Here is a 16,397-nt window from a genome sequence, read left to right as displayed (position 1 = left end):
TGATCGTAATGGGTATTTGACTAGGAGAACAGGTGCAATTTTGGTAAAAATGAACGGGTCAGATGACAAAAAAATAACCGCCCTCTACTGGCAGGGGCGGCATTCTCGTCGATTACGAGCGTTTTGAATCCAATTTTTTGGTAAGCTGTTCTTCTCCGTGGTGGATCCAACCGACGAAGGAATCGCGGATGGTCAGATCAAAATTGAGGTAGACCACGGAGACGAACATGTAGTGACTTTTCCCTTGAAAACGGGAGCGGTAGCGCAGATCAATCCATTTGACCTCATAGCCAAAGGAGCGCTCCTTTGTTTCTACATGCACATGATGGGTAAAAGCGAGGAAGGACTGGACTTTGTAGCTTTTCTTGGCTGCCGCAATCCGCTCATTTTCCGGTTTGATGGAGAAGGTGTCCAGGATGACGACATCGCCTGAAATGACTTCACCTACATACCAATGCTGGTCTGTCTTGGCGACGAAGGTCCAATACGTCCAGGAAAGCGTAGGGATGATGGTGAAGGTACCAGCTTTGCCGATTCGCTGACGAACCAACTCGGTCGTTCGTCTTTGCGCCTGACAACGCCAGTAATAGTATCCGGCAATGATCACGTATATCCATAAAAAGACGTGTCCTGGATGCGCACCTGCTGCCCATAGCATAAAGCCGACGAGATGAGCAGCGAAAATGAAGGGATCGAAAATGAAAATGGCGTTGAGAGCCACCCATTTGTCGTGAAACGGGTACAGGCCCTTTGTGCCATAGGAATTGAACAAGTCAACGAAGACGTGTAAACAGACGGCTAGGAATATCCACCCGAGCAAATGCAGCCAATGGGGCTGTGGCATCATGGCCTGGATGAGAACGAAAATGGCTCCCGTCCAGAGAAATAAAGCCGGAACCGAGTGAGAAACACCTCGGTGGTTGCGAATGTAGGCAGCGGTACCACGAAGGCGGACTAAGCCATCAAAATCAGGTGCCTGCGAGCCAATGACCGTACCAATCATGACGGCCACTGCAAGTGACGGAGTAGAAGCTACGACAGGATCAAGATAGGCGAGCCCGGCCAACCCAAAGCCCATGGCAAAATGTGTGGCTGTATCCATGGAATCGTTGTCTTCCTCCCTTCCTTCCACTTTTATTGTTTATTATAGCGTTTGCCTAAGCTTAATTCTCGCCCGTTCTGAAAATATTTGTGTGCTTGTTCGCACGGGGTGGGAAGGGTATGATGAAAGCGTTGAATCGTTAAAGGAGGAACATGTCGCATGCTAACGGTTTTCATTGAATACAAGTTGGATACTGAAAAACGGAGTCACGCTCTGCGATTACTCACCTCGATGTCTGAGCGAATGGAAGCGATGGGTGCACGTCAGTATCGTTCAATGGAGGGCTTGGATCAGCCCGGTCTGTTTGTTGAAATGTTTGAGGTCGAGACTGTTCAACTATACGAAGAAATCAAGGCAAACAGATTGGCAGATCAAGACTTTTGCGACTGTATTTCCGGCGGAGCTGCGAAACTGCATGTGTGGGCGTTTCGTCCCGCGGAACTGGGATGAAAAGGAGTAGAATAAACGGAAATGGCAAGAAAACAAGAAAGCTTGAAATATACCCTTCCTGAACAATTTCATGTGTTTGGCTTTGCCCAAGATTTGCTGGCCTGGTACGACTCACAAAAGCGGGATTTGCCTTGGCGGATCAACAAAGACCCATATCGAATCTGGGTATCGGAGATCATGCTTCAGCAAACACGCGTAGAGACCGTTAAACCTTATTATGCGAATTTCATGGAGAAATTTCCGACGGTGAGTGATTTAGCGAAAGCGCCCGAGGAAGATGTCTTAAAAGCGTGGGAAGGGCTCGGTTATTATTCCCGCGCGCGCAATCTTCAAGCCGCAGCCCGCGAGGTAACGGTTCGCTATGGAGGAGTTGTGCCGGATACACCAGAAGAGATCGCTACACTAAAAGGTGTCGGTCCGTATACAGCAGGAGCCATTCTTAGCATTGCCTATGAAAAGGCGGAGCCGGCTGTGGATGGAAATGTTATGCGTGTCTTTTCACGTCTGCTGTATTTAACGGACGACATCGCCAAGCCTGCCGCGAGAATCAAAATCGAGCATCTCGTACGCCAGGTCATTCCAGCGGGGAGAGCTGGTGATTTCAATCAGGCTTTAATGGAGCTGGGAGCGATGGTCTGTGTGCCGCGCACTCCGCAATGCTTGACCTGTCCGGTGTTTGACTACTGTATGGCCCGTCAGGAGGGAGTGGCAGAAGAGCTGCCGGTCAAAGGCAAAGCCAAACCTCCACGTCCTGTTGATCTGCAAGTAGGCATTATCATTCGCGACGGCAAAGTATTGATGAACAAGCGTCCCGATCAGGGGCTTCTCGCCGGTATGTGGGAATTCCCTACTGTTGAAACCGAACAGGAAAGTGATGCTGCCAAGCAGGAGGCACTTGCAGTTGGTTTGCGTGAACGATTCGGAATCGATGTAGAAGTCATGCAGCCACTCGGTACGGTTCAGCACGTCTTCTCCCATTTGCAGTGGAACATGCAAGTATGGTCCTGTGACTGGATCGAAGGGGAAGAGCTCCCCGCTCATGCAAGATACGCAGCTTGGGAGGAATTAGATGCTTACACCATCCCGATGGCGCATCAAAAAATTCGCGAGCTGTTGGGACAAAAATAACGATTAGGCAAAGCTGTCGAGCATTTCTCGGCAGCTTTTATTTCATTAGACCGATGTGACGCAAGCCGTGAGATATCCCGCCATCATCGACGTTCCGTGTTACGTAAGTGGCATGCGGCAACAAAGCTTCATGCGCATTGCCCATCGCGATTCCCATCCCGACATAAGACAGCATTTCTTTGTCATTCAGACCGTCTCCAAAAGCAACTGCTTTACTTGGCGCAAGCCCGATATGCGAGAGGAGAGCTTCAATACCGAGGGCTTTTGAACCGCCTTTTGCAAAAACATCCATACAATACTCATGCCAGCGTATAAACGAGAGAGCGGGAATCTCTTCTCTGTACTGTTGTTCGTGTGCTTCTGGTGTAAACAACAGCGCCTGATAAATATTTTCAGAATGGGCGAAGTTTGCATTGTGATCAGGGGAATCAAGCTTCAATTGCTGAAAGGTCCAATCCAAATAAGGATGCTGCTTATGGGTAGAAAAGCCCGCCGTACTGCCTTGAAACACGATGGGATGGTCGTGCTGGTCTGCGATCTGCTGCAATTGATCGAGTGTTGTGGTCGGGATGGGGCGATCATAAATGGTTTTTCCTTGATAGACGACATATGCGCCATTGCAGCTGACATACGAGTCGATGCCGCACTGTTGGGCAAGCTCGTCAAAATAATAATGAGCTCTGCCTGTTGCTAGGACGACCTCGATCTTGTTTCTTTGCAGCTCTTGAATGGCTTCGAGAGTATCCGGTGGTATGATTTTCTCTTCGTTGACGAGTGTTCCATCAATGTCTAAAAAGACGATTTGATACTCCATGATTTCACTCCCCACTGTTCTCTTTTGAATCCATTATAAAGCTTCGAGAGAGGGGAAGAGCAGTGGAAAATAAAAAGATCATGCCCCCGCAGACATGATCTTTGTAAAACCGTTTCTTTTTAGCGAATCAAAAACTCTGGAAATTGTGTGACGATCTGATGCTTTTGTTCTTCGATGCGTTTCAGCGCTTGCTGTTGCATGTATTTTGCTTCAATTTGCTTCGGTGTCAATTTCCGTTTCTCAATGATGATTGTGAAGAAAATCATTGGAATGTACATGAGTATATCCCTCCCATCCCGTTAGTTTGGTGCAGTCAGCTACCATCTATCGCTTTGACTCCCGTAAACCTCATCATCTGACGCCGTTGTTTGTTTTTCATACTAAAATCCCTCCTGTAGTCAAGTAGTGGTGTCCATTAAATGCGGCTCACAAATTGTGCAGCTTCAAAAGCATGTTCTTCGGCGCGTTCTTCGAGATAGCGACAGCGAGCAGATTCTGTGAAAAGTTTCTCTGCTTGTTCCTTATTGCGTTCAATCTTGACTGTGAAAAGCAAAAAGTTCAGTACCATTACCAATCACCCCCTTTCAAGGTGGAAAATGTTAATTGATGAGAAAGAAAAAGACCACGGGCGAAAGCCTGCGGTCTTCTGGCAACAAAAACGGACATGCCGTTTTGAAGGACATAGAAAGACCACAAGCAACAACACCTGTGGTCGGTAATAGACGAAATAGAAATGTTGAAGAGTACGAATACTACTGGAATTCGTCGACCCAGGAGGCGCTGCTATATTCAGTTGGAACATCCACAAGACGATCAATAAAAGCTGGTTTTAGATTCATAGCTATCATCATCATTGTGCTGCCTCCTTTCTTTCCGTAGTAGTAGTGTGTGGAACGTACTCTTAGAATATGGCATTTTTTTCTTGTTGTAAAGCGATTTTTTACCTATTTCTAGAAGAAAGTATATTCTGAATATAATAAAAAATAATAAATAATAAACTTTTGTGCGTTTGGTTGGCAATTTTAGGTTTACTCATGCATATGCCGGGTATTAATATAGGACAATGATAACACGCAGAAAGGTGATGCAGCGAATGAAAACACCTAGACTCACTGTTAAATCCAAGCTGATCGCTACATTTTCCACGATATTAGTCATCCCCATGCTGACACTTGGATGTCTCTCGTATCAGAGTGCCAAGGCCGAGTTGTCAGAAGAATTGCTTACGACTGCCTCTGAAAATGTCCGTTTAGTAGACGCGCTTTTGAATCGTACACTTTTGGAACAATCAAGGAATGTGGAATGGGTCGCTGCTGATATTGTACGCAACGATATCATGGAAGAGACCAGAACAAATACGCAAAAAAAATTACAGCGCTTTCTCGCTATGAATCCGGAAGTGAGTGAAGCGTATATCGGGGACGAGAATGGCGGCATGATGACCGCAACCGGCTCCAAGCTCCCGGACGGATTCGACCCGCGAAAGAGAGATTGGTACATAGCAGCCATGAAGCAACCTGGCAAGGGTATCATTGTGGACCCATACATTGATGCCATTACGGGCAAAGTCGTCGTGGGAATAGCCATGGCATTGCCTGATCAGTCCGGTGTCTTTGGGATTGATATTCAACTGACTGCGCTGGACACAACCGTTAAGCAGGCGAAGATTGGTACGCAAGGATATATGGCTATTTTGGATAAAAACCGCAAGATGCTTGTCGATCCAAATGGAGAGTCGGGCGTTGAAGTTGCAGAGTCTTGGGCAGATACTGTTTATGCGGAAGAGTCCGGACGCTTACAATTTAATCACGAGGGAAATCCCGTCCAAGCCGTGTTTACTACGAATGAAAATACGGGCTGGAAGCTTGTAGGCGTGATGTATGAAAGTGAAGCAGCAGAAGCAGCAAATCCAATTTTTCACACCATGGTCGTGATTATAATTGCAGCGCTGGTGGCAGCTGGCGGAGTCATTTACCTGATTTTGCGCTCCTTACTCCGTCCTTTGCGCATGTTGACAGAAGCAGCGGAAAAAATGAGCCAAGGCGATGTGACACAACAAGTAGATATACGAAGTGACGACGAGTTGGGTACGTTGGGCAAAGCCTTCAATCATATGGCGGAATCTCTTCGTTCCTTGCTCCATTCTGTGAATGATTCTGTTCAGCAGCTGGCTTCTTCGGCAGAGCAGCTCGCGGCCAGTGCGGATCAGACAAGCAAAGCCACAGAACAGATCGCAGAGACCATGCAAGAAATGGCGGAGGGAACCGAGCAGCAAGTCTCCCATACGCAGGAGGGGAACGCAGCAGTCGAACAAATGTCGGCAAGAATCGGTCAGATTGTAGAGCATACACAAAATGTATTCACCGCAGCCCAGGATTCGTCGGACTTGGCAGTGGTCGGAAACAAAGCCATTCAATCGGCTGTGTTGCAAATGAACGCATCCAGCGAATCGATTCACGGTCTGGCAAAAGTTGTGGATAATCTGGGGACGCGTTCCCAAGAAATCGGAAACATCGTGGATGTGATTACTGCCATCGCTAATCAAACCAACCTGCTCGCACTAAATGCGGCAATCGAAGCGGCTCGAGCAGGGGAGTATGGAAGAGGCTTTGCTGTGGTGGCTGATGAGGTACGCAAGCTGGCAGAGCAATCCGCAAGCTCGGCACAACAAATTAGTCAACTGATCACCACGATTCAAGCGGAGACAAACCATGCTGTGATCGTTATGGATCAGAGCAAGCGTGAAGTAACGGAAGGTATTGAAAAAGTGAACGAAGCTGGCCAGTCCTTCGAACAAATTCAATCAGCCGTCAATGAAGTGGCAGAGAAAATCGGTCAGGTATCTGAAGCGACGCGTGATTTCTCCACAAGGGCACAGCAAGTGGTTGAGATCATTGGCCATATTTCCGAAGTGACACTGCAAGCATCTGATGGAACACAAAGTGTATCCGCAGCTGCCCAGGAGCAGCTAGCCTCTATGGAAGAGATCGCTTCCTCAGCCGTTTCTCTCGAACACCTCGCGGAGGAATTGCAAAACCAGATCGGCAAATTCCGTATCTAAAAATAAGCCCGGCGCCGTGTTTACATACACGAGCAGCCGGGTTTTTTACTTAATCGTAAATAGGTGACGAGGAATGATCCCATCCCCCGCTGTCTCCATTCACAGGCCCACGGGATTCAAGCTCATGGATGACTTTGACGTGAAGAGAGGCTCCTTCTGCACTGAGGTAAGCTGCCAGTTGTGAAAAGCTGTGATGGTAATAAAGCAGCTCATTCATTTCCCAATCAGCCAGTGGCACTATGGTTAATTCAGACAATTCCCGACCTATGTACACCCTGCCATTCCTCCTTATGTGGTAGTGGTTTGCCTGATACTGCGAGCTTAGTATGGCTATAGTTGAGAGGATCAAGTCATGCTGGGATTTTTTCCGCAGGTAGAAAAAGCGCAGGTGGAGTTGTATAATGAATGAGTGATTTTTATTTATTAGTACCTACTATTAATAGTTGGTCAGATCGGGAGGTAATCTTTTTATGAATACAACGAAAAAAGTAGCACTGGTTACTGGCGGAACGCGAGGAATCGGAAAAGCGATTGCGCTTCAATTGGCGGAACAGGGCTATGACCTGGTGCTGAACTATTTGCGTAACCGCACTGCGGCAAGAGAAGCAGCAGCAGAGCTGGAAGCAAAGGGCGCTCGTGTCCATCTGATCAAAGCCAATGTAGGGGATGTAGCAAAAATCAAAGAGTTGTTCGCAGAAATTGACCAGGAATTCGGTCGCTTGGATGTATTTGTGAACAATGCGGCATCGGGTGTACTGCGTCCGCTAATGGAGCTGGAAGAAAGCCATTGGGACTGGACCATGGAAATTAACAGCAAGGCGCTGTTGTTCTGTGCGCAAGAAGCGGCAAAACTAATGATCAAGGGCGGCAACGGCGGAAAAATCGTGAGCTTGTCCAGCCTTGGGTCCATTCGCGTTCTCGACAACTATACAGCGGTTGGCGTATCGAAGGCAGCTGTAGAAGCGATTACTCGTTATTTGGCAGTCGAGCTCGCACCGCATAATATTGTAGTAAACGCTGTTTCTGGCGGAGCGGTGGATACGGATGCACTCAAACATTTCCCGAATCGTGAAGAATTGCTCGGTAGCTCAGCAGAGCGTACGCCAGCAGGACGTATTGTGGAGCCGGAAGATTTGGCTAATGCGGTGATATTCTTGCTCTCTGACAAAGCGTGGATGGTTCGCGGACAAACATTGATTGTAGACGGCGGTATTTCTCTTTTGACATAATGATTTATTGAAGATGGAGTATGGAGTTGGAGACTTTGTGGTGTTGCGACACAAGACAAAGTTGTCCATGTGTTGTACAATAGAGGAAGAAGGTTACGAAGGAGGCAACACATGCTGATTCGTCCGTTTCGACTCGGTGACTATTCGGCTATCACACGTATTTGGCAGGAGACGGGGTTGGACCAATCGGACAAAGAGTCATTGAACGATTTGGCCCAGCATTTGGCTTGGGACAGCGATCTGGTAATGGTTGCAGAAATGGAAGGCAGAGTTGTAGGGGTCGTGGTTGGCACGATCGACGGTGCACGTGCCTATTTCTACCGATTGGCTGTACTTCCAGAGATGCAAGGCTCAGGTATTGGTCGCGAACTCGTTGAAGCAATTGAAAAGCGTTTCAAGCAACGAGGTGTCAATAACGTCTTGATCATGGTCAATCAATCAAATCCGGAAGTCCTTCCGTTTTACCTTTCACTTGGCTATGAAGTACAAAAATATGTTACACTTTCCAAAAAGCTCTCTTCTTAAAGGAGGCTTGTCCCCATTCAAATAGAGAAGAGAAGAAAGGGGAGAGTCATGTCACCAACTCCGGGCTCCAATATCCGCATAGAAAGTTATAAACATGACCATTCGTTGCACCGCATATGGGACAAATCTACGTTGATTCATACCAGTGATGCGGTGGTGATTGGGGGAAATGATCGGGTCAAGGTGACAGAAGCAGACGGGCGGGAATGGCGTACGCGTGAACCGGCCATTTGTACATTTGGTAGAGGCCAGTGGTTCAATACCATTGCCATGATTCGTGATGACGGTATTTATTATTATTGCAACATTGGTTCGCCCTTCAGCATGAAGGGACAATTGCTTAGCTACATAGACTATGATCTCGACGTAAAAGTGTTTCCCGATATGACGTACTCGATTCTCGACGAAGAGGAGTTTCTTTTGCACAGCAAACAGATGAACTATCCTCCATTTGTTGTGGAAAGAGTGCAGACAGCATTGCGAGAGGTGCTGGATTGGGTAAGCGCGCGACGTGGCCCTTTTCAAAACGGTTTCGTCCAACGTTGGTACGAGCGTTATCTTTTAGTGCGAGATGATGAGGAATAATCCCTTTCCCGAATGACCGGGGGAGGGATTTCCTTGTTTGCAAAGGAGGTATGATGGTTGAGCATACGCCGCTATTTGGCTTATGTCCTGCCCTATTGGAAACAAATATTGGGCACTATATTTATTGGAATGATTAAGTTTGCGATCCCACTTGCTCTTCCGCTTCTTATCAAATACGTCATTGATGACCTGCTGCCAAGTCCGCTTCCTCAAGAGGAAAAGCTGAAACAGTTATTTTGGCTGATGCTGGGGGCCTTTTTGTTATTTACCCTCGTTCGCGCCCCTGTTGAGTACATCCGGCAATACTATGCACAGTGGGTATCCAGTCGTATCTTGTTTGACATCCGCAATCAATTGTTTTCTCATTTACAACGACTGTCGATGCGCTACTACAACAATACAAAAACGGGTGAGATCATCTCTCGCGTCATTAACGACGTGGAATCAACCAAAAGCTTCGTGGAAACGGGATTGATGAATCTTTGGTTGGACCTGATTACGATTACGCTGACGATGGGGATCATGCTCTATATGGACGTGGAGCTGACGATTGTCGCGATTATCGTTTTCCCTTTGTACAGTATCTCCGTCAAGTTTTTCTACAAGCGCTTGCGTCAATTGACAAAGGATCGTTCTGCTGCACTGGCGCATTTGCAAGGTCATTTGTACGAACGCGTGAACGGCATGTCGCTCATCCGCAGCTTTGCATTAGAAAAGCAGGAGAGCAAGGAATTTGCCAAGGAGAACAATCAGTTTTTGGATAAGGCACTGGCACATACGCGGTGGAATGCACGAACCTTCGCCGTGGTCAATACGGTGACGGATATCGCACCGCTCCTGGTCATTGCCTATGCTGGCTACCAAGTCATTGGCGGGAGTATGAGCGTAGGGACGCTCGTTGCGTTTTATGCTTATTTGGAGCGCTTGTACACGCCGCTGCGACGTCTGGTCAATTCCAGTACAGTACTGACTCAGGCAATTGCCTCGATGGACCGGATGTTCGAGTTTATCGATGAATCATACGATATCGTTGACAAGCCAAATGCAGGGGATCTGCCTGTAGACCCTGCAACCAAACGAATTCGCGGAGAAATCCGCTTTGAGAACGTGTCCTTCCGCTATCGGGAGGAAGGCCCTCTCGTCTTGAACAATGTGAATCTGAACATCTCTTCTGGCGAAACGGTTGCAATTGTCGGGATGTCAGGCGGCGGAAAATCTTCTCTGATTAGCTTGCTGCCGCGTTTTTGGGACGTGACAGAGGGGAAAATTACGATTGATGGCATCGATATCCGCGATGTGAAGCAGCAAAATTTGCGTTACCACATCGGGATGGTGCAGCAAGATAATATTTTGTTTAGTGAATCAGCAAAAGTGAATATTTTAATGGGCAATCCTGATGCGGATGACAGTGCTGTGCAAGAAGCTGCGAAGGCGGCAAATGCCCATGACTTTATTAGCGAATTACCGAATGGGTACCATACGGAGCTGGGAGAGCGTGGCGTGAAGCTCTCGGGCGGACAAAAGCAGCGAATCGCGATTGCGCGTGTTTTCCTGCGTGACCCGGGTATTCTGATCCTGGATGAGGCGACGTCTGCACTCGACTTGGAATCAGAGCACACGATTCAGGAGTCTCTGTCTAGGTTGGCAAAAGGAAGAACCACGCTCATCGTGGCCCATCGACTTTCGACGATTACCCATGCGGACAAAATCATTGTCATGAAAGAGGGCCAAATCGTTGAGGAAGGCACGCATGAGCAATTGCTTGCGAGAAAGGGAGTATACTATGGCCTGTGGAGTGTGCAAGATTTAGGAAGTACATCCGACCCGCAACTGGGATAAGCAGATGGGATTGGAGGAAATCCGATGGAGATATGGCGCCGTAATTTATATGTACTCTGCGGATCCTTGTTTTTCGTCATGGTGGCGATGAGCATGATCATGCCTTTTTTACCGCTTTACATTCAGCAGGATTTCGGAATTGAAGACCCTCATCAAGTCACGGCTTGGGCGGGGATTATTTTTGGAGCCAACTTTTTGACGGCGGGCCTCGTCTCACCTATTTGGGGAAATTTGGCCGATAAGCACGGGCGCAAGATCATGATTTTGCGCTCGGGATTTTTCATGTCCATTACCATGGCACTGACCGGTTTTGCCGGAAGTCTGTGGCAGCTTTTGGCCCTTCGTCTGCTCAATGGACTTGTAGGGGGAATCATCCCTGCCAGTACCGCATTGGTAGCATCCTCTGTACCAAAAGAACGAATTGGCTGGGCAACGGGGTTGCTTCAGTCTTTTATTACGGCAGGAACCATTATGGGACCGCTGTTTGGCGGTGTTCTCGCGGAGAAGATCGGCTTTCGGATGATTTTTGTGATTACCGGTTGCGTATTATTACTGGCGACCTTGGTCATTACGTTTATGGTGAAAGAGAATTTTGTTCCACCTGAAAAAAAGGAACGGTCGAGTCTACGGGAAGATTTTCAGATGATCTTCTCTTCCAAAGAACTCCCGGCGCTCTTTTTTGTAACCGTAATGATCCAGTTTGCGTTGTTTAGCATTATCCCTGTGTTGCCGATCTACATTTCGCAATTGGTTGGATCAGAAGGGGCAAAGGTAGCACTGTGGGCCGGTATTGTCCAGGCATGCATGGGGGTAGCAAACGTCTTTGCCTCTCCACAGCTGGGGCGTTTAGGAGATCGGTTTGGTTCGCAAAAGGTGCTCTTGTTCTCGCTTTTGGCTGCCGCAATCATCTTCATTCCACAAGGTCTGGTACATACGGTATGGCAATTGGTCGCGCTCCGGTTTTTGTTAGGATTATCGCTGGGAGGATTGCTTCCATCCGTCAATGCTTTGCTGCGACGAGCAACACCTGTACATATGGTCAGTCGCGTATACGGCTATAACAACAGCTTCGTCAGTATCGGCAGCATGCTTGGACCGATGATTGGTGGCTTTTTGGCAGGCTATGTGAGTATTAGCGGAGTCTTTTACATGACGAGTGCTTTCTTATTTATTAACGCAGGCTGGGTGTACTACAGCTTTTTCCGAAACAAATCTGTACAGCATTCTGATTCTGGAATAGAATAAAAGGTAATTTTCGCGAAAAGAGGTGCACCTCCATTGTGATGGCGAGTCGGTGTGAATAACTTCATATTCCATCAGGACGTATAGGCTGGTCCTGAACCGACAGGAGGGTGTGCTTTATGTGGCATCGACGCTTTATTTGCCTCTGGGCGGGTCAGACATTGGCCAACCTTGGGGATGTATTTTATATTGTCGCGTTTATTTCGATCATCTACGCTGCAACTGGCTCTGTCATGTACACGGCGTTTATTCCGGTTGTCATCGTAGCGTCGCAGTCTGTGAGCAGCTTGTTGGCTCCGTTGGTGTTTCAGCGATTGTCGTTGACGGGCATGCTCGTGCTGTCGCAAGGCTTGAAGACGATACTTTTGGCTGGAGCCTCATTAGCTGTCAGCAGCGGTGTAGGAGAGCAGGGAGAGTGGATCTGGCTGTTATTCGGATTGGGGTCAACCATCGCCTTTATGGATGGCTGGGCAAACCCTGCGCGCAATGCCATGGTGCCGCAGTTGGTCGGACGAGAAGACCTCATGCGAGCGAATGGGTTGCTTGCCACCTCGGATCAAACCGTTCATTTTGCTGGCTGGGCCGCAGGGGGATTACTCGTTTCTTGGCTGGGAGCAGGTGTTGTTCTGTGGGGAACGGTTGGTGCCTATGTTGTGGCAACGATCGCGATGACAGGCATTGCACCAGAAAGAGAAAAGCCGCGTGAAGAACAGGCAGCTAAGGCGACAACAAACTGGCTCACTGGGTGGAAGACAATTCGCGATGTACCTGTACTACGACTGCTGGTCGCAATGGATATCGTGATCGGCTTGTCCGGGGGTGTGTGGATCGCTGCGATTATGCTGCCATTTGTCCTCGATGTGCTTGGACAAGGAGAAGAATGGTGGGGCTACATCAATGCCGGTTACATGCTTGGAGCCATTGCAGGAGGGACGCTGCTATTGATGTATGCAGAGCGGATGCGTCGCCATTTATTTCGCTGGATCATTTGCGGTACGATTGGCGTCGGATTCTTTACCTTTTGTTTTGGCAGCAGTACGAACGCTCTTGTGGCACTGTTGTTTTCCTTTGCACTGGGCCCATTTTTGGAAATGGTGCATGTAAGCAAGCAGACACTATTGCAGCAAGACACTGAGGAATCAGCACTGCCCTATGTCATGTCAGCGAAGGGGACGATTGATTTACTTGTCTTTGGCGTTTCTGCCTTGGTGATGGGGGCTATCGCTGAATGGCAGGGAGTCCGGGCTGTTTATTATGTATCTGCTGGATTGTTACTCGTTGCGTTCCTTTTTGCGTTGCGCTTGCAAAAAAAGCAGACGGAGCATTCGAGTGGGGTTTCCGTAAATTAAAACAGAACAGGCTGTCTTTCCGTAGACTTTTCTACTGGGAAGGCAGCCTTTATTGTTTGGAGGTGGTCGTCCGACAGTTTAAAGAATCGATTAGGCCCTTTAAGGTTTGAGAAAGCCCTTCTTTCCCCATACAATGAAAGGAGCAAACAAAGATGTAAGGATGGGTGAGCACATGAACATTCTCGTATTGCATGGAAGCTCAAGAGATGCAGGGAATACGGAGCAATTGACAAATCTAGCATTGGACGGCGTACCGCACACTAGTATTCGTCTGCGAGAAAAAAACATTCGCCCGATTCACGACCAAAGGCATGACGAGGGAGGCTTCGATGCAGTCGCGGATGATTACGATGAAGTGACAGAAGCGGTACTTGCCCATGATTTTCTGATTTTCTCTACGCCCATCTATTGGTACGGCATGTCAGGGCATATGAAAAACTATGTGGATCGCTGGTCGCAGAGCTTGCGTGATAAGCGTTATTCCTTCAAAGAATCTCTCGGACAAAAGCAGGCATATGTCATTACGACTGGTGGAGACCAGCCCAGATTGAAGGGGCTGCCACTAATCCAGCAGTTTCAGTATGTTTTTTCTTTCGTCGGAATGCCATTTGCAGGCTATATGATCGGGGAAGGCAACAAACCCGGTGATGTATGGTCAGATCAACGGGCAGTAGAGGAAGCAAAGATTTTTAATGCGTGGCTGAAGGCCAAGCAATAGCGTATTGGACGACAAAAGACCGGAAGTAATTCCGGTCTTTCGCTTTGTCATCTTTCACGGATTATGAGGGGAAGCTATCAAAGTTCGGTTATGGTACCGGAATGGAATAGACTTTTTCGAAAACCCTGTGCATCATAGGTATAATGTGTATAGACCAGCATCCTATTAAAATCAGCAACTTGGCTGACCGTGTAGACTTCTTCCAACCAATACATAAAGTATACGCAAGGAGCTATCTCCACGTAGTTGAATGTATAGTAACCATTGAATCCTTTATGCGGTCCAGCAATCCCTTCATCATGCCGATGAGTAGCGTCAAAGAAATGAATGATAAATACATTGCCATCTTCATAATCATAGCGAAAGGTCTTACCAGCGTATACAGGTGGTAGATGGCCGTATTGTACATATTGAAAATTTGGATGATGCATAGCATACTCCTCCTTTTGTATGCAATATATGTCAAACATAGGTGTATGCTCTGCGTGGAATGCAAAAAACAGCGGCCAGACTAAGACGTGATTTTCAGGTCTTAGGTAGCCGCTGTTTCATTTATGTAGGGTCAATCTAAACAACGAAGCCTATTTTCCACCGAGATGACGCAGGATCGCCATCAAATCCAGCTCGCCCAAGCCTTCTTCCAATGCATGACGATAGGTCGCATTTACGGATTCAGCCAATGGGGTAGAGACGCCTGCTTCATTCGCAAGGCGAAGGTCCTTGGCCATATGCTTCAGGGCAAAGGCAGCCGGATAGTTGTCAGCGAGGATGGAAGCCGCTTTTCCGCGAATGAGTGATGTTCCTACGGCGCTCTCGGAAATGATGTCCAGCATTTGCTCCGTACCAATGCCGAGGGATCGTGCGAATAGTAATGTTTCAGACACACCTTGTACTGTAATGCCGAGCAGCAAGTTGATCGCCAGCTTCGCAGATGTACCCGCTCCGTTTGGTCCCAAATAAAACGCGGCTTTGCCCAGCTTGTCCAGCATAGGCTTGGCTACCTCATAATCCGCCTGCTCGCCACCTACCATGATGACGAGCTTCCCTTCTTTTGCAGGTCCTACACTGCCAGAGACAGGCGCATCGAGAAAGCGCAGCCCAGCTTGTTTGGCCTGCTCGGCAAGAAAACGGGAAGTATCCGGTGAAATGGTGCTCATGTCCACCGCCAGTTTTCCTTGCACGGGAAGACTAAAGAGACCATCTGAGCCCGTATAGATTGCTTTTACGGCATCATCGTCGCTTACCATGGTGAATAGAACATCGCTTTGTGCTACCAGCTCGGACAAAGTCGCAGTCTCTTTCGCACCTAATGCCACCAATGGTGCAGCTTTTCCCGGCGTACGATTCCAGACACGTACGTCGTAGCCAGCAGCCAGCAGATTGCTAGCCATTGGTATGCCCATGTTTCCTAAACCAATCCAACCGATGATCATCGTCTTGTTCTCCTATCCGCGATTTATGCTTTTATTTGTTGTTGGACAAGTATCTTCAAAGCAGCGTGCTTGGATTCTGTCATCGCAAATAACTCGTCAAACCCAGAAGGAAGCGTCTTGTCAAGAACACGCAAGCCTTCCTCGGTAATGCCACCTTTGGTAGCCACACGTTCGATCAGTTGGTCGAAGCTAAGCTGTTCGTTTTTGAGCAAAAGAGCGGTTCCCAGCATCGTTTCCACCAGCATGCTTCTCGCCGTATCCAGGTCTAGCTCTGGTGCTTTGCGAACGGCTGCCTGCGCGAACGAATCAAGAATCCCTGCGATCAGTCCTGGTGCGCTGCTGGTGAGGATCGTCGCTGTTTCAATCTCGACCTCGGATACTTCCTGTGATTGACTAATGGAAGACAGGAGAGTGAGAAGCTCATTGCGATCCTCTGTACTTGTTCGACAGCTAGATGTAAATAGAGATACACCATGCAGCTCTTGCGAAGTAACGGTAGGAATTACCTTGCTTACGGCACCAGCATGGACGGTTTCCAAATCATCGATGCTAACACCTGCTGCCACAGAAACGATATGTACACTTTCAGGGATAGACAACTCTCGCAGTACAGGCAGGATATCCAGTGGCTTTGTGCAGAGGAAGACCAGATTTGCTTGGTTGCACACCTCTTGCGCACTTTCGGCTATGAGAATACCATGTGATGCCTGCAGATTTTCAGCCTTTTCTCTTGTTCGATTGAAGACGGTGATATGCTCGGGCTGGATCACACCGCTTTTACAGAGCGATTTCACCAGCATTTGTCCCATACTGCCTAATCCAATGATTCCAATTCGCATGTGCAAAACCCCCCGCCTAATTGTAACGTAGCCTTATGAAAAAAGGTACAGCCTCCCCTGTGAGAGAGCTGTACCTTTGCCGT

19 protein-coding genes are annotated in these 16,397 nt (G+C 48.1%); 11 read left to right on the top strand and 8 right to left on the bottom strand.

The genetic code is table 11. The features are described 5' to 3' along the window. Window positions 1-112: 112 nt before the first annotated feature. On the bottom strand, window positions 113-1,102 hold the full coding sequence (locus POF51_RS09015; protein WP_069846672.1) for a metal-dependent hydrolase: 990 nt from the start codon (window positions 1,100-1,102) through the stop codon (window positions 113-115). A gap of 159 nt (window positions 1,103-1,261) precedes the next feature. Here POF51_RS09015 and POF51_RS09010 point away from each other — a divergent pair, with 159 nt between their 5' ends. Beyond that, on the top strand, window positions 1,262-1,552 hold the full coding sequence (locus tag POF51_RS09010) for a hypothetical protein (RefSeq protein ID WP_069846669.1): 291 nt from the start codon (window positions 1,262-1,264) through the stop codon (window positions 1,550-1,552). Window positions 1,553-1,573: 21 nt separating this feature from the next. After that, on the top strand, window positions 1,574-2,680 hold the full coding sequence (gene mutY / locus POF51_RS09005) for an A/G-specific adenine glycosylase (protein ID WP_069846667.1): 1,107 nt from the start codon (window positions 1,574-1,576) through the stop codon (window positions 2,678-2,680). Between the two features lie 37 nt (window positions 2,681-2,717). Here mutY and POF51_RS09000 read toward each other — a convergent pair whose 3' ends face one another. The 3 genes from POF51_RS09000 to POF51_RS08990 form a co-directional block, all read right to left on the bottom strand. Then, window positions 2,718-3,494: a Cof-type HAD-IIB family hydrolase gene (locus POF51_RS09000; RefSeq protein WP_069846665.1), complete on the bottom strand. Its 777-nt coding sequence runs from the start codon at window positions 3,492-3,494 to the stop codon at window positions 2,718-2,720. 119 nt (window positions 3,495-3,613) lie between these two features. Continuing rightward, entirely contained in the window at window positions 3,614-3,772 is a 159-nt protein-coding gene (locus POF51_RS08995) for a hypothetical protein (protein WP_007729792.1), read from the bottom strand. 137 nt (window positions 3,773-3,909) lie between these two features. Next, window positions 3,910-4,062, bottom strand: a complete 153-nt coding sequence (locus POF51_RS08990) for a hypothetical protein (protein ID WP_170831582.1) — start codon at window positions 4,060-4,062, stop codon at window positions 3,910-3,912. Window positions 4,063-4,100: 38 nt separating this feature from the next. On the opposite strand from POF51_RS08990, the gene POF51_RS08985 reads away from it, so the two are divergent. After that, window positions 4,101-4,373, top strand: coding sequence for a hypothetical protein (locus tag POF51_RS08985; protein WP_170831581.1), 273 nt, complete (start codon window positions 4,101-4,103; stop codon window positions 4,371-4,373). Window positions 4,374-4,587: 214 nt separating this feature from the next. Next, the gene (locus POF51_RS08980; protein WP_271755150.1) at window positions 4,588-6,555 is read left to right on the top strand and encodes a methyl-accepting chemotaxis protein; all 1,968 of its coding nucleotides are present in this window, start codon (window positions 4,588-4,590) and stop codon (window positions 6,553-6,555) included. A gap of 49 nt (window positions 6,556-6,604) precedes the next feature. On the opposite strand, the gene POF51_RS08975 is transcribed toward POF51_RS08980, so the two are convergent. After that, window positions 6,605-6,829: a hypothetical protein gene (locus POF51_RS08975; RefSeq protein WP_106836527.1), complete on the bottom strand. Its 225-nt coding sequence runs from the start codon at window positions 6,827-6,829 to the stop codon at window positions 6,605-6,607. Window positions 6,830-7,025: 196 nt separating this feature from the next. Here POF51_RS08975 and fabL point away from each other — a divergent pair, with 196 nt between their 5' ends. From fabL to POF51_RS08940, 7 genes are all read left to right on the top strand, one after another. Beyond that, a complete protein-coding gene (fabL, locus tag POF51_RS08970; protein ID WP_017250147.1) occupies window positions 7,026-7,784 on the top strand; it encodes an enoyl-[acyl-carrier-protein] reductase FabL in 759 nt (252 codons plus the stop codon). A gap of 111 nt (window positions 7,785-7,895) precedes the next feature. Next, a complete protein-coding gene (locus tag POF51_RS08965; RefSeq protein WP_017250148.1) occupies window positions 7,896-8,309 on the top strand; it encodes a GNAT family N-acetyltransferase in 414 nt (137 codons plus the stop codon). Between the two features lie 48 nt (window positions 8,310-8,357). Next, window positions 8,358-8,894 (top strand): DUF402 domain-containing protein, encoded by a 537-nt coding sequence (locus POF51_RS08960; protein WP_007729805.1) that lies wholly within the window; start codon window positions 8,358-8,360, stop codon window positions 8,892-8,894. 57 nt (window positions 8,895-8,951) lie between these two features. Beyond that, window positions 8,952-10,733, top strand: a complete 1,782-nt coding sequence (locus POF51_RS08955) for an ABC transporter ATP-binding protein (RefSeq protein ID WP_271755144.1) — start codon at window positions 8,952-8,954, stop codon at window positions 10,731-10,733. Between the two features lie 24 nt (window positions 10,734-10,757). Continuing rightward, window positions 10,758-11,978 (top strand): MFS transporter, encoded by a 1,221-nt coding sequence (locus tag POF51_RS08950; protein WP_106836529.1) that lies wholly within the window; start codon window positions 10,758-10,760, stop codon window positions 11,976-11,978. Between the two features lie 116 nt (window positions 11,979-12,094). Continuing rightward, entirely contained in the window at window positions 12,095-13,324 is a 1,230-nt protein-coding gene (locus POF51_RS08945) for an MFS transporter (RefSeq protein WP_271755140.1), read from the top strand. Between the two features lie 172 nt (window positions 13,325-13,496). Then, complete coding sequence (locus POF51_RS08940) at window positions 13,497-14,042, top strand: flavodoxin family protein (protein WP_083261609.1); 546 nt, start codon at window positions 13,497-13,499, stop codon at window positions 14,040-14,042. Between the two features lie 77 nt (window positions 14,043-14,119). Here the strand turns inward: POF51_RS08940 and POF51_RS08935 are convergent, their stop codons facing one another. From POF51_RS08935 to POF51_RS08925, 3 genes are all read right to left on the bottom strand, one after another. After that, the gene (locus POF51_RS08935) at window positions 14,120-14,473 is read right to left on the bottom strand and encodes a MoaF-related domain-containing protein (protein WP_069846651.1); all 354 of its coding nucleotides are present in this window, start codon (window positions 14,471-14,473) and stop codon (window positions 14,120-14,122) included. A 150-nt stretch (window positions 14,474-14,623) separates the two neighbouring features. Then, on the bottom strand, window positions 14,624-15,475 hold the full coding sequence (locus tag POF51_RS08930) for an NAD(P)-dependent oxidoreductase (protein ID WP_069846648.1): 852 nt from the start codon (window positions 15,473-15,475) through the stop codon (window positions 14,624-14,626). A 23-nt stretch (window positions 15,476-15,498) separates the two neighbouring features. Further along, the gene (locus POF51_RS08925) at window positions 15,499-16,314 is read right to left on the bottom strand and encodes a pyrroline-5-carboxylate reductase family protein (RefSeq protein ID WP_069846646.1); all 816 of its coding nucleotides are present in this window, start codon (window positions 16,312-16,314) and stop codon (window positions 15,499-15,501) included. Between the last annotated feature and the right edge of the window lie 83 nt (window positions 16,315-16,397).

This window comes from Brevibacillus sp. AG, assembly GCF_028369215.1.
Classification (GTDB): Bacteria; Bacillota; Bacilli; order Brevibacillales; family Brevibacillaceae; genus Brevibacillus; species Brevibacillus porteri.
The sequence above is the reverse complement of the archived record's forward strand: the minus strand, read 5'-3'. Positions and strand labels throughout refer to the sequence as shown.

Coding starts and splice junctions, on each gene's coding strand:
- POF51_RS08925 (WP_069846646.1), bottom strand. CDS start 16,314: ATGCGAATTGGAATCATTGGATTAGGCAGTATGGGACAAATGCTGGTG.
- POF51_RS08980 (WP_271755150.1), top strand. CDS start 4,588: ATGAAAACACCTAGACTCACTGTTAAATCCAAGCTGATCGCTACATTT.
- fabL (WP_017250147.1), top strand. CDS start 7,026: ATGAATACAACGAAAAAAGTAGCACTGGTTACTGGCGGAACGCGAGGA.
- POF51_RS08965 (WP_017250148.1), top strand. CDS start 7,896: ATGCTGATTCGTCCGTTTCGACTCGGTGACTATTCGGCTATCACACGT.
- POF51_RS08950 (WP_106836529.1), top strand. CDS start 10,758: ATGGAGATATGGCGCCGTAATTTATATGTACTCTGCGGATCCTTGTTT.
- POF51_RS08930 (WP_069846648.1), bottom strand. CDS start 15,475: ATGATCATCGGTTGGATTGGTTTAGGAAACATGGGCATACCAATGGCT.
- POF51_RS09000 (WP_069846665.1), bottom strand. CDS start 3,494: ATGGAGTATCAAATCGTCTTTTTAGACATTGATGGAACACTCGTCAAC.
- POF51_RS09010 (WP_069846669.1), top strand. CDS start 1,262: ATGCTAACGGTTTTCATTGAATACAAGTTGGATACTGAAAAACGGAGT.
- POF51_RS08990 (WP_170831582.1), bottom strand. CDS start 4,062: ATGGTACTGAACTTTTTGCTTTTCACAGTCAAGATTGAACGCAATAAG.
- POF51_RS08945 (WP_271755140.1), top strand. CDS start 12,095: ATGTGGCATCGACGCTTTATTTGCCTCTGGGCGGGTCAGACATTGGCC.
- POF51_RS08995 (WP_007729792.1), bottom strand. CDS start 3,772: ATGTACATTCCAATGATTTTCTTCACAATCATCATTGAGAAACGGAAA.
- POF51_RS08940 (WP_083261609.1), top strand. CDS start 13,497: ATGAACATTCTCGTATTGCATGGAAGCTCAAGAGATGCAGGGAATACG.
- POF51_RS08985 (WP_170831581.1), top strand. CDS start 4,101: ATGAGAAAGAAAAAGACCACGGGCGAAAGCCTGCGGTCTTCTGGCAAC.
- mutY (WP_069846667.1), top strand. CDS start 1,574: ATGGCAAGAAAACAAGAAAGCTTGAAATATACCCTTCCTGAACAATTT.
- POF51_RS08960 (WP_007729805.1), top strand. CDS start 8,358: ATGTCACCAACTCCGGGCTCCAATATCCGCATAGAAAGTTATAAACAT.
- POF51_RS09015 (WP_069846672.1), bottom strand. CDS start 1,102: ATGGATACAGCCACACATTTTGCCATGGGCTTTGGGTTGGCCGGGCTC.
- POF51_RS08935 (WP_069846651.1), bottom strand. CDS start 14,473: ATGCATCATCCAAATTTTCAATATGTACAATACGGCCATCTACCACCT.